This window comes from Eubacterium sp. CAG:161, from assembly GCF_000432355.1.
GTDB lineage: Bacteria > Bacillota > Clostridia > Lachnospirales > Lachnospiraceae > Eubacterium_G > Eubacterium_G segne.
On sequence record NZ_HF991873.1, the window covers coordinates 119689 to 131539 of the forward strand.

Consider the following 11851-nt stretch of genomic DNA (forward strand, 5'->3'; position numbering starts at 1 on the left):
TGTACATAGTTTGTTCATTAATTTGTGTTTTAATTACTTTTGCAACAATTTGATATATCTTACGATAAAACAGATTTGTAACCAATCTGTAGCTTTAAAATTGGAGGTTTTTATGAGCAAAAAGCAAAACAGAGTTTCTGAAGCCAAAACCGGTGATTATGGTTACCGCTCCGAAACAAGGAATTTATCCAAGTCATCTTCTAAAAAACGTAAATCCGGTGGTGGAAAAGCCCTGGGCGTTATTTTAGTTATGATACAACTTATTTTATCTATTGTATTTACAGGACTTATTGTGTATAAGAAGCTTGCCTTTTTAACAGCTCCGGTACTTGCGGGAGTTATAGGGGTTCTTATTGTTTTTCTTGGTCTTGTATTTTTCCTTTTGCAGAAATCAGGCAAAGCTCCTGCTTTTGGAAAGGTCATCTCGGTAATTGTTATTATTATATTGTCACTGCTTATTTATTTAGTAGCGCCGATTCCTCAGATGTCCGGTTCAAAGGTGTCAAAGGATCCTTTTATTGTTGTAATTTCTGCAGCAGATACTTTTGGTGAATTGAATTCAAAAGAAAATACAAGAACTGATACTAATATTTTGGCTGTTGTTAATCCTAAGACTTATTCAGTTTTAATGATTTCAACACCTAGAGATTACTATGTTCCTGTTCAGGCAAAAAGTGTCGCTCCTGAGTCCTATGATAAGCTGACCCACGTTACCCTCTATGGAAACGGAATTGCCCACAAGGACGGCAAGGACCTGACATCCAGCGACTGGCAGTGGGCATATGAAGTACAGTGGCATCCGGGACAGGACGCTTTGATGGATACCTTAAAGTATTTATACAAATATGATATTAAAAAATCTGATTATCATTACGCAAAAGTAAACTTTACAGGTTTCGCCGACTTAATTGATGCTTTGGGGGGAGTTACGGTAAATGTTGAAATTCCTTTTTCAACTGAAGCTTATGCATCATATGACGCAAAGCATGAAGGAAGTAAGATTTATACTTACAAAAAAGGAAACATGGAAATGGATGGTGCCACAGCCTTAACTTATGCCCGTGAGCGTCACTCCTTTGCCAACGGTGATATGCAGCGTAACAGAAACCAGGTAGCAGTTTTAAAAGCTCTTGAGAAAAAATTATTAAGCGGCACAATGCTTATTAATTATAACAAGATTCTTGATGCCATTAAGGGAAGTTTTTCAACAGACCTTGATATTTCATCCCTTGCTAATATGCAGCTTTCTCTTTCTACAAAGAAGGATTACAATGGTTGGAATATTATGTCCTACAGCGTAACAGGTCAGACTTCCTGGCAGACATTAACATACACAGGTTCTTCAAAATCCGTTGTATTACAGGATGAACAATCAGTAAGCAACGCCACAAACCTTATTAATATGGTATTAAACGGTGACGATGCTTCTGCCATAAAAAAACAGATAAAAAAATATAATAAATAGATGTTTAATGGAGTAAGACAATGAAAAAAATTATATTAACAGGTGGCGGTACAGCCGGCCATGTCACACCAAATATCGCATTACTTCCTAAGCTTAAGGAATCCGGTTTTGAGATTAAATACATTGGTTCTAAAGGTGGCATGGAACAGAAATTAGTGGAAGATGCAGGTCTTGATTATTACGGAATATCTTCAGGTAAACTTAGAAGATATTTCAGTTTTAAGAACTTTACAGACCCTTTCAGAGTTATTAAGGGATACTTTGAAGCTAAAAAGATTATTAGGAAATTCAAACCCGATATTGTTTTTTCAAAGGGTGGTTTTGTAACGGTTCCTGTGGTTTTTGCTGCAAACAGATACAAAGTACCTGTTATTATACATGAATCAGATATGACACCGGGACTTGCCAACAAGCTTGCCATTAAAAAGGCAACTAAGGTTTGCCATAATTTCCCGGAAACAGCTAAATATCTTGGAGCTAAGGCAGTTCATACTGGTTCTCCTATTCGTGCGGAACTATTTACGGGAGACAAAATTGCAGCTCTTGACAAATGTGGCTTTACTGCCAACAAACCTGTAATTATGGTTACCGGCGGAAGCCTTGGTGCTGAAAATGTCAACAGGCTTGTAAGAGAAGCCCTTCCTGAACTTTTACCTGATTTCCAGATTGCCCACCTTTGCGGCAAGGGTAAATTAGATGAATCATTAGTAGGAACTTCAGGTTATGCCCAGTTTGAATATATTAGTGATGAAATGAAGGATTTCTTTGCAATGGCTGACTTAATTATTTCCAGAGCCGGTGCTAATTCCATATGCGAGATTTCTGCACTGAAAAAACCTAACATTCTTATTCCTCTTTCTGCAAGGGTAAGTCGTGGTGACCAGATTTTAAATGCCCGTTCCTATGCGAAGCAGGGATTTAGTGAGGTTTTAGATGAAGATGTGGCAACAAAAGATGATCTTATTGCCATGGTACATAAAGTCTTTGATAACAAATCACATTACATTGAATCCATGGAAAAATCAGCCGGAACCGGCGGAGTTGATAAAATTATAGGCTTAATTAATGAGATAACTGATAAATAAAATTATACACAAAAAGAAAGCGTGACCTGTCATAAACAGTAGCCACGTTTTCTTTTTGCTTTTATTTCAGGTATATACCTGTATTTTCTCTTTCTAATAGTATAGTCTGTATTTTCTTTTGTTTTTATATCCAACCTAGTATGTAACCGTTTTTGAGTAGCATGCAGCAGCTTCCGTAACTTTTGAACCGGAATATACCTTTACTACCACTCTTAACCTGTAGTCATAACCTTTTGTAACAGTAGGTTTCTTCTCTAATAAAAAGCTACCTGTTCCACTACAACTCTTTGTCCACTCTTTGTAAGTTGAAAAACTATCATCTTTAGATGTTGACCTGCGCTGAAGTGTTAATACCAATTCAGACTTAAGGTTTTTCTTCATAACATGTCTTCCGGTGCATATTGCCGTGCCACTGCTTAATATGGCTAAATCTGACGTTATGCTTGAAATATTGGTATACCGTAATTCCACATCACCGGGATTTGTAGTAGTTGTACCTGATTCCCCTATGCCTTCATCTGCATATACATTGCCTGAAAACAACAATGTCAAGGTTAATAGCATACATAACAATTTCTTTATTCTCATAACTTACCTCCTTTCGCTACATCCTTATAATTAACAACGTACGAAAAGGCAAATCGGAACAAAAAAATTTTACTTTTGTATGTTTGCACAATTTTTAATTACATTTTTTAGTACTTTTTGCTATTTTAATTACAGTATCTTTGTCAATTTCATTTGCGGAAAGTTCAAAGAAGTATTCATCCTCTTTCCATGTTATGACTATATAATTATCTTCTTCTGATACTAATGCTTTATTTCCATTGATGTCTACATATTCCACCTTTGCGCCTTCTGTATCTACCTGTAATGTGGAATCTTCTGACATTTGGCTGAATATAAAACTCTTATCTCCACAGCTGTACTCATAATCCTTAATTCTTGTTGTACTCTGTGATTTTGTTAAAGTGAATCCCTCCGGAATATATGAAATTTCATATGTATTGTCTGTTCCTATGGAATATTCACTATTTTCTTCATTGTATATTGAACCTTTACTGTCATCACTAACAATTTTGGTATTAGTTGCAGATGATGACATTTTAAAATTCAATATTATCTCTCTAAGTCCCGGTACTGTAACAATTGAAATATTAATGAGAATCAAAATAACGGCAACTGCTGTAACAACCTTATATGGGAAGGCTTTTATGCCATTTCTAAGCCATATTTTTTTAAATTCTCTGTTACATATTTTTCTAAAGCCTTTAACCTGTTCCTCATCAGGATATGCAAAGCCATCATTAACATCATAATGCTCTTTATCAAGAATCTCCTGTCCCTTTATATTCATATATCCTGACAAAGCTTTTCTTAAAGTATCTTCCGTAATTTTTTCATCTTTCAATTTCAGTACCTCGTAACCTATGTATAAAATCAGCTATTTGCTTAAAATTTCTTTAACCTTACCTGCTAACTCATTTAAATAGTCACTATCTGCTGTTCCCTGTTCCCACTTAATATTGGCAGTATCACCTTCATAACGGGGAATAACATGAATGTGGAAATGAAAAACTGACTGACCTGCCATTTCCCCATTATTCTGTAAAATGTTAATTCCCTCACATCCGGTTGTTTCCTTAAGTGCCTGGGCAATTTTCTTTGCCACTGAGTATGCTTTTCCTAATAAATCATTAGGTATCTCAAAAACATTTGCCACATGTGCCTTTGGTATAACAAGGGCATGTCCCTTAGTTGCCGGCCCTATGTCAAAAATAACTCTTACATCATCATCCTCATACAAAGTAGTTGATGGGATTTCTCCTGCTGCTATTTTACAAAAAATACAATTATCCATAATAAATTTCCTCCTGTTTTCTTTTTTTAGGTCTGTATAAAATAAAAGCCAATAGCACACCAATCAGGGCTCCCCCTAAATGTGCCATCCAGTCTACGCCTTCTTCCATGTTTCCAAATACCATTAGGACAAACAATATAATTAATCTGATTGCAGTTCCGTTACCGTCTAATCTTCTGTTTTTGAAAATTATCACAAGCAGCACCCCGAAGATTCCAAATATGGCACCTGACGCACCAATGCTTACAGGGGCATCATTTAACTTCATTTCAATAAGTGATGAAAATACTGCTCCACCTACTCCACTAACCATATACGTTATAAAGTATTTAACAGCTCCATATTCCTTTTCCATCTGGTAGCCTAAAATTCCCAACATAAACATGTTGTTTAATAAATGCTCCGGACCTGAATGAATAAACATATGGGTAATAAGTCTATACCACTGTCCCCCCTCATATACACCAGGCCAGTACATTGCACCATGCTGATAAAGGTACATGGAATCCTCAGTGTCCCCAATCAGCTCCATCCCCAGAAATATTACCACGTTTATCACTATAAGCGCTATTGTCACATATGGCAGACTTCTGTTTACTAATTTACCGTTTTTATTGTAATAATATCTATCCATGCTGTGCGTCCTTTTCCACTTTATTCTGCATTTAATATAACATATTTTATTATACTTTACAAAAATAATTTATGGTATTATTATGGGGTATGTGCCTTTAAAATGCGCTACATTGATTTGAGGCGGAAACCAAATAAACGAAGTTTATTTATTAAGATGTTTCCGACGACTTGCCGCCGACCTAAGGAGGGGGCGCTACATTAACTAGGGAGGAAACCAATGAAGACTATTAAAAATCTTTATTATCAATATAAGGAAATTATTATGTATTTAATTATGGGAGTTTTAACAACTCTGGTGAACTGGGTTGTATATGCCGTTACTGTCAGGGCACTTCCCATAAGCGGTGAGGTTACAAAAGTTGCCGTTGCTAACGTTATAGCCTGGATTGCAGGTGTAATCTTTGCATATTTCACCAATAAAATCTGGGTTTTTGAAAGCTATAGCTGGAAACTGAAGTTTGTACTTAAAGAAATGTCCATGTTTGTAGGTGCCCGTCTTATAACCGGTTGCATCGAATGGCTTGGAGTACCGGCGTTGGTTAAATTAGGACTTAACCAGAAATTCCTTGGAATTGACGGAATGTTCAGTAAAGTTTTAGTAAGCGTAATTGTTGTTATTTTAAATTATGTATTTAGTAAGCTGTTGATTTTCAAGAATAAAGAAAATCAGGCAGATTAAAAATAAAAGGTAGTTGGAGAATTTCCGACTACCTTTTATTTTTTCGTTGTTTTTCCTCTTTAACCCTTTTTCTTATATATTCAAAGGTTTCTTTTTCTCCCTTTTCATAATTCATAACAAGAAGTTTTGACAATTCCTCCTTTGTTTTGGAATTGATGCTTCTGTGAGGTGTTCTGTAGTTAAAATAATCCAGTGGGGATTTATCCGTGTAATTTTTCCCTTTATAGATTTTACTTGCAGCTAATCTGTCGCAAAACATTTCTGCCACATAATTATATGGCATTTCCACCGGTTCATTTCTCTTTGTTTCCAAATTATAATCCACCCAGTATTCGTAATGATGCCTGTTTCTTCCTTTATGGTGCATCCACGCCTTGGAATATCCGTATTCTTCCCTTTCGCCTTCGTTAGGACTTCGCTTTCCGGTATAATATTTCACTCCCGGCACAAACTCAGTAGGTGTATACTTTGACAAATCATGTCTAAGTCCCTGCCACAAAATTCCTGCTTTTGCACAGTTTGCTATAACCTTATGTCTATGTTTCGTTATTGTTCTAAAATGCCCAAACAGCCTTTTCCAAAAATTCATCTGTCACTCCTGATTTCAAATTTATTTTCTAACTTCCCTTGCAATATACTCTGCAAATAGTTTTACGATATGAATGTCAGTATTTTCATAAATCATTCTGGCTCCTACGGCATCCTCTATTTCATTAAAAACTGCCTTGCCTTTATGAAAAATAAAGTCAATTCCGGCGTAATCCATTGGCAAAACATTAAGTATTTTTTTAACCATTGAGATTTCATAATCCTTTAATGTATAGGGTTCTGCCTTTCCCCCTAAGCTATAATTGCTTTTGAAACTTTCAGCAGAAGTCCGCTCCATTGCCTGTACAATTTCATTTCCAATAACATACACCCGTACATCTCTTCCTAAATCTGAGCAACATTTCTGGAAAATAAAATCATTTCCCTTCATTTCATTTATAGCTTCATTCTTCTGCTGGAAGTTTTCAACCATAAAAACCTGGGTTCCACCGTGACCATTGCAGCTCTTTATAATATAAGGCTTTCCTGAACTTTCTGCTTCCTCTTCACTCATGAGAGGCATAAAGGGAACAATTCCTTCTAAATATTCATAACTTTTTCTTTTATCATTGGCTATTTCCGTTATTTTTCCACTATTAAAGACTCTTATGTTTTTTCCCTCAAAATATCTTGAAACATCAGCATTCCTACTACGGTTTATAACAAAATCAGGATTTTCAAGTTCTGCTAATTCCACCCTGTCAATAATAACCAATTCCACATCTATATTATATTCATTTAGTGTTTCTGTGATAAATTTAATAAATCTTTTATTTTTAGTCAAATCCTCTGTATTGTAAATAATGTACCCTTTCATTGCAACTCCATTAATTAATTTTCTTTAAAATATAATCAATAATTTTTTCTGCCACATTTACACCTGTGCAGTCATAAATGTTTTTAAAATGGGCATTGGAATTTACTTCGCACAAAACCGGTTCTCTATTTTTTCCAAACATTATATCAACCCCAGCGAAATCCAATCCTAATTTTTCGCATACTTTAAGTGCCATTTCGCATTGTTCTTTAGTTGGCTGATACTTTTCCATTGAACCCCCGTTAGTTATATTAGCCCGAAAATCATTCTTATTAACACGTTTCATTGCCGTAACAATCTCATTTCCCACTACATGTATTCTTACGTCCTGACCTTTAGAGCTTTCTATATACTCCTGCATAATAAAATCACAGCCACCGATTTTCTTTATTTGCTCCACAGCCTCATAGTAATCTTCCACCTTATACACCTGCTCCCCGAAAGAGCCTTTATTTTCCTTGATAATCATAGGATATCCCAGGCTTCCCTCTACCTGAAGTACAAAGGTGTAATCAGAATATTCTTTTTCAAAGGTCATAGGTGCACAGTAGGTTTTCGGCATTTTTATATCTGTGTTTTTTAGTTTTATAAAGGTAAGTGATTTATCATCACAGATTTCTATGGCATCTGCACTGTTAAAAACCCTAAAGCCTTCTGCCTCAAGAAGCCTTGCCAGTTTCACATCCTTATCCCAGAAAATAACGAAATCAGGTTTTTCCCGCCAGTTTACCTTTGAAGAATCTGCCGGAAGTATGGAATCTAACCTGTCATTTTCCAATATTCTCAGTTCACATCCTGCTTCCTCTGCCGCCTTTAAAAGCCATGCATATATTTCATCAAACTTTTTGCTCTTAAGATAACCATTTACTATAAGCCATCCTTTTTTCATGTATGTTCCTCTTTTCTCTATACTAAATGTTTTGTAATTATTTCCCCATAACATCAAAGAACGGTTAAGGCCCCCTTGCCATTAACCGTTCCGGACTGAAAAATATGTTAGTATACTTATGAGTCTTAGGAGAGACTCTCCTGACAGATAAAAATCTGCCTGGGAAATAAGTATTAGGTACTACATTGCTATTATAACAAAATAAAATTAATATTCAACATTATTTTTGTTTAACCCGCCTTTAATTATATAGTTTTTTATGGTATCATTTGTTAATAAATATGGATTTTGGAGGAATATACTTAATGAGTAGCCGTACATCTGTTAATAAAAACACAAATCAGAAACAAAAAAACACTAAAAACAGTGCACCTTACATAATTATTGCATCTTTGTGCATTATTGTTGTCTTTGTGGTAGTAATATTCACACTGAAATTTGGAGATTCCAATAAATCTGCACCTTCCAACCAGACAGCTGAAAGTCAGACGGCAAAAACCATTTCCGTTGTTGCGGAATCCGGTGCCCAGGATGGAACGTGTAACGCTAAAATCACCAGCGAAAGAAAGATTAAATTTTCTGATTCCTACAAAGAAATAAAAAAATACGAAGATAAACAGTATGATACTGTAGATGGAGATTATAAGGAATCCACAGACGGTTACGGATATCTTACTTACAAATTTGATATTGCCAACACCGCTTCATTCTTTGGAATGTCTGTAGCACCGTCAGACCCCAATGCCCTTTTACAGTATGTTTTTTTTAATGATAAATTATTGGAAATCCGTATACAATACGGTTCTTTAGGAGAAACTTCCTATGAAACCATTTTATCAGATATTACGAAAAAATATGGTGGCGCTACATATTCAAGAGAATATTCTAATGGAAATAAAGAGAGTTGGTGGAAAACCAAGTCTATAACCCTTACGGCTTATTACCAAAATGAGGGAGTAAGTGTATACTATCGTAAGAACTAATTTTTAGGAAGGATTGTGATAATCTTAACCGGTTATCCTGTTAAATTTTATGTCATATAATGATTACATTCGTGCCTCAAAAATGGGGCAAAAGGATTATCAGTCAAAGCTTATTGCAGGAGAAATTCCTACTTTAGAAGCCCTTGATGATATTTTACACGAAACAAGAGATTACAGAGAAGTTTCTATTGGTCTGGTACAAATTCCCTTAGACCAGATTGTAGGCACCAAAACCAGTGGAAGAAGTAATTCTTTTTCCAGTAATTTTATGCCTATTCTTGATGTGGATTCTGAATTTGCCAGCAAGTGGATAAACCTCAGCATAAGTCAGGTTAATGAAGGAATTAATTCACCTATTATTGCCTACGAATATATGAACAAATTTTATGTTTTAGAGGGCAATAAACGTGTCAGTGTTTTAAAGTATTTTAAGGCTACCTCCATAATGGGGGAAGTTACCCGTATTGTTCCAAGAAAAACCGACGATAAAAACATAAAAATCTATTATGAATATATGGATTTTTATGAACTTAGCCATATAAATTATATATATTTTTCAAAGCTTGGAAGTTTTGAAAAGCTTCAGTCTGCTGTAGGTAAAGCCCCTGATGAGCACTGGTCTGACGATGAAATGGCAGACTTCCGTTCATTATACTTATTATTTAAAAGCGAATATATTTCCCACGGAGGAGATGAATTAAAACATATAACTCCGGGAGATTCATTTTTGTCTTTTATTACTTTATACGGATATAAAGAACTTTTAGCCAAAAGCGACAATGAAATTAAGAAGCTGATTTCCCTTAATTACACTGAATTTGAATTAATGTCCAAAAAACAGGTTGATTTGAGAATGACTGCTTCCATGAAAAAGCCTTCCGTTTTAACTAAATTGCTGACACCTTCACAAAATTCCCTGAAGGTGGGATTTATATATGAAAAGACCTCTGCCTCTTCTTCATGGACTTACTCTCATGAATTAGGTAGGGCCCATTTAGAAGAGAGTCTAAAGGACGAAATAACTACAGTATATTATGACAATGTTACTATAAATACCATAGAAGCCACTTTGGCAAAGGCAATTGCTGAAAATTGTGATGTTATATTTACCACTTCACCTGCTTTTTCCCAGGCAAGTCTTAAATATGCAATTGCTCACCCTAAAATTCATATAATAAATTGTTCTCTTCATGCTGCTCACAGTCATATGCGTACTTACTATGCACGTATGTATGAGGCGAAATTTATTATGGGTGCCATTGCCGGTGCCATGTCTGAGCATGACAAAATCGCTTATATTGCTGATTACCCTATTTATGGAACCATTGCCAATATAAATGCTTTTGCTCTGGGTGCAAAAATGACCAACCCCCGTGCCCAGATACACCTTTTGTGGCGCTGTCTTAAAGATTTTGATTTTGACCAACAGCTTTCAGATTTACAGCCGGATTGCGTTTCCGACCATGATTTGTCTGTTCCCGAAGCCGGTAGCCGCTATTATGGTTTATATAAAATGTACAGTGACAGTGTCTGGAATCTTGCCATTCCCGTGTACCACTGGGGACCTTTTTACACCCAGTTAGTGCGTTCCATATTAGACGGCACATGGAAATCCAGTGAAGGCAAAGATGCCACAGCCATTAATTACTGGTGGGGAATGTCCCAAAAAGCCATAGACATTATTAGCTCTCCATGGCTTCCTGAAGGCATAAAACGTCTTCTGGGACTTTTAAAGAAAACTATCTGTTCCGGTGAATTTAACCCATTTTCCGGTGTTATTTATTCTCAGGACAGAACTATTAGAAACAGCGAAAATCAGACATTGTCTGTAAATGATATTATTACAATGGATTGGCTTTCTGATAATATTATTGGAAAAATTCCGGTTATTGAAGAATTAACGGAGCATGCCAAGCCTGTTACCCTACAACAGGGATTACATGACAAATAACGGATTAATAAGATAAAGGACTTTAAAATGAAAATATTAGTAATTGCAGATGTAGAATCCCCTTATTATTGGGATTTCTACTCCGAGGACAAACTTAAGGGCATTGATTTGATTATATCCTGTGGTGATTTGGCACCTCAATATTTATCTTTTCTTGTAACCCTTTCCCATGTTCCTGTTTTGTATGTACACGGGAATCACGATGGATGCTACAAGGATACCCCTCCTGATGGATGTATTTGTATTGATGACCGGATATATGTACACGATGGATTGAGAATCATGGGACTGGGAGGCTCCATGAAATATCACACAGGTCCATATCAATATACGGAAAAGCAAATGCGAAGACGTTTTAAAAAGCTTATACCCAGGATTTTCCGGCATAAGGGAATTGATATTTTAGTCACTCATTCCCCTGCTCTTAAAATTAATGATGGTGAAGACCTTCCTCATAAGGGATTTGAAGTATTTCGGGAAATAATGGATAGGTATCACCCTAAATACTTTTTACACGGTCATGTACATAAATCATATACCAGCAAATTTAAACGCTATGATGAGTATCAGGGCACTATTATAGTGAATGCCTGTGAAAAATGCATTATTGATGTAGAGTAAAAGGCTGATTCAGAAAATTTCTGAGTCAGCCTTTTTCGTAAAAAATCATTTTTTAATTTTCCACATACTCCACACTATATGTTGAGTCTCCTTCATTTATGATATTTATCACCATTTTATTTTTCACTTTTTTCTCCTCTACCAATGAAACTGCAACTTTAGATACCTTACTTTTTTATACTTTCATAAATCTTTTCTTTATCATATTCTGGTGCGAATTTTTGTGCTACCTCACATATACTTCTTATATTATCAATATTTTCTTCCAGTTCATCT

13 protein-coding genes are annotated in these 11851 nt (G+C 35.6%); 6 read left to right on the top strand and 7 right to left on the bottom strand.

Going from position 1 to position 11851, the window contains the following annotated elements; translation table 11 throughout:
* Window positions 1-112: 112 nt before the first annotated feature.
* On the top strand, window positions 113-1465 hold the full coding sequence (locus tag Q5O30_RS09670; RefSeq protein ID WP_021953548.1) for an LCP family protein: 1353 nt from the start codon (window positions 113-115) through the stop codon (window positions 1463-1465).
* A 20-nt stretch (window positions 1466-1485) separates the two neighbouring features.
* Window positions 1486-2550: an undecaprenyldiphospho-muramoylpentapeptide beta-N-acetylglucosaminyltransferase gene (locus tag Q5O30_RS09675; protein ID WP_021953549.1), complete on the top strand. Its 1065-nt coding sequence runs from the start codon at window positions 1486-1488 to the stop codon at window positions 2548-2550.
* Between the two features lie 135 nt (window positions 2551-2685).
* On the opposite strand, the gene Q5O30_RS09680 is transcribed toward Q5O30_RS09675, so the two are convergent.
* The 4 genes from Q5O30_RS09680 to Q5O30_RS09695 all read right to left on the bottom strand — a co-directional run bounded on the left by Q5O30_RS09680 (window position 2686) and on the right by Q5O30_RS09695 (window position 5045).
* Window positions 2686-3138 carry a hypothetical protein gene (locus Q5O30_RS09680; protein ID WP_021953550.1) on the bottom strand — a complete coding sequence of 151 codons (453 nt, stop codon included), beginning with the start codon at window positions 3136-3138 and terminating at the stop codon, window positions 2686-2688.
* A 94-nt stretch (window positions 3139-3232) separates the two neighbouring features.
* On the bottom strand, window positions 3233-3961 hold the full coding sequence (locus tag Q5O30_RS09685; protein WP_021953551.1) for a DUF4367 domain-containing protein: 729 nt from the start codon (window positions 3959-3961) through the stop codon (window positions 3233-3235).
* 33 nt (window positions 3962-3994) lie between these two features.
* On the bottom strand, window positions 3995-4411 hold the full coding sequence (locus Q5O30_RS09690) for an HIT family protein (protein WP_021953552.1): 417 nt from the start codon (window positions 4409-4411) through the stop codon (window positions 3995-3997).
* A complete protein-coding gene (locus Q5O30_RS09695; protein ID WP_021953553.1) occupies window positions 4404-5045 on the bottom strand; it encodes a rhomboid family intramembrane serine protease in 642 nt (213 codons plus the stop codon). Before Q5O30_RS09695 ends, Q5O30_RS09690 begins: the two co-directional genes overlap by 8 nt.
* Window positions 5046-5264: 219 nt before the next feature.
* Here Q5O30_RS09695 and Q5O30_RS09700 point away from each other — a divergent pair, with 219 nt between their 5' ends.
* Window positions 5265-5726: a GtrA family protein gene (locus tag Q5O30_RS09700; RefSeq protein WP_021953554.1), complete on the top strand. Its 462-nt coding sequence runs from the start codon at window positions 5265-5267 to the stop codon at window positions 5724-5726.
* 28 nt (window positions 5727-5754) lie between these two features.
* Here the strand turns inward: Q5O30_RS09700 and Q5O30_RS09705 are convergent, their stop codons facing one another.
* The 3 genes from Q5O30_RS09705 to Q5O30_RS09715 are packed head-to-tail and all read right to left on the bottom strand — an operon-like array spanning window position 5755 to window position 8020.
* A complete protein-coding gene (locus Q5O30_RS09705; RefSeq protein ID WP_021953555.1) occupies window positions 5755-6315 on the bottom strand; it encodes a DUF5662 family protein in 561 nt (186 codons plus the stop codon).
* 21 nt (window positions 6316-6336) lie between these two features.
* Window positions 6337-7131: a RimK family alpha-L-glutamate ligase gene (locus tag Q5O30_RS09710; protein ID WP_021953556.1), complete on the bottom strand. Its 795-nt coding sequence runs from the start codon at window positions 7129-7131 to the stop codon at window positions 6337-6339.
* 10 nt (window positions 7132-7141) lie between these two features.
* A complete protein-coding gene (locus Q5O30_RS09715) occupies window positions 7142-8020 on the bottom strand; it encodes a RimK family alpha-L-glutamate ligase (protein WP_021953557.1) in 879 nt (292 codons plus the stop codon).
* Between the two features lie 305 nt (window positions 8021-8325).
* Between Q5O30_RS09715 and Q5O30_RS09720 the strand changes: the two genes are divergently transcribed.
* Genes Q5O30_RS09720 through Q5O30_RS09730 form a run of 3 tightly spaced genes read left to right on the top strand, consistent with a single transcriptional unit; the run spans window position 8326 to window position 11575 of the window.
* A complete protein-coding gene (locus tag Q5O30_RS09720; RefSeq protein WP_021953558.1) occupies window positions 8326-9003 on the top strand; it encodes a hypothetical protein in 678 nt (225 codons plus the stop codon).
* 49 nt (window positions 9004-9052) lie between these two features.
* The gene (locus Q5O30_RS09725; protein WP_021953559.1) at window positions 9053-10954 is read left to right on the top strand and encodes a BMP family ABC transporter substrate-binding protein; all 1902 of its coding nucleotides are present in this window, start codon (window positions 9053-9055) and stop codon (window positions 10952-10954) included.
* Window positions 10955-10981: 27 nt separating this feature from the next.
* Window positions 10982-11575 (top strand): metallophosphoesterase, encoded by a 594-nt coding sequence (locus tag Q5O30_RS09730; RefSeq protein WP_021953560.1) that lies wholly within the window; start codon window positions 10982-10984, stop codon window positions 11573-11575.
* Window positions 11576-11851 lie beyond the last annotated feature (276 nt).

Coding starts and splice junctions, on each gene's coding strand:
- Q5O30_RS09695 (WP_021953553.1), bottom strand. CDS start 5,045: ATGGATAGATATTATTACAATAAAAACGGTAAATTAGTAAACAGAAGT.
- Q5O30_RS09670 (WP_021953548.1), top strand. CDS start 113: ATGAGCAAAAAGCAAAACAGAGTTTCTGAAGCCAAAACCGGTGATTAT.
- Q5O30_RS09710 (WP_021953556.1), bottom strand. CDS start 7,131: ATGAAAGGGTACATTATTTACAATACAGAGGATTTGACTAAAAATAAA.
- Q5O30_RS09680 (WP_021953550.1), bottom strand. CDS start 3,138: ATGAGAATAAAGAAATTGTTATGTATGCTATTAACCTTGACATTGTTG.
- Q5O30_RS09700 (WP_021953554.1), top strand. CDS start 5,265: ATGAAGACTATTAAAAATCTTTATTATCAATATAAGGAAATTATTATG.
- Q5O30_RS09715 (WP_021953557.1), bottom strand. CDS start 8,020: ATGAAAAAAGGATGGCTTATAGTAAATGGTTATCTTAAGAGCAAAAAG.
- Q5O30_RS09690 (WP_021953552.1), bottom strand. CDS start 4,411: ATGGATAATTGTATTTTTTGTAAAATAGCAGCAGGAGAAATCCCATCA.
- Q5O30_RS09675 (WP_021953549.1), top strand. CDS start 1,486: ATGAAAAAAATTATATTAACAGGTGGCGGTACAGCCGGCCATGTCACA.
- Q5O30_RS09705 (WP_021953555.1), bottom strand. CDS start 6,315: ATGAATTTTTGGAAAAGGCTGTTTGGGCATTTTAGAACAATAACGAAA.
- Q5O30_RS09730 (WP_021953560.1), top strand. CDS start 10,982: ATGAAAATATTAGTAATTGCAGATGTAGAATCCCCTTATTATTGGGAT.
- Q5O30_RS09720 (WP_021953558.1), top strand. CDS start 8,326: ATGAGTAGCCGTACATCTGTTAATAAAAACACAAATCAGAAACAAAAA.
- Q5O30_RS09725 (WP_021953559.1), top strand. CDS start 9,053: ATGTCATATAATGATTACATTCGTGCCTCAAAAATGGGGCAAAAGGAT.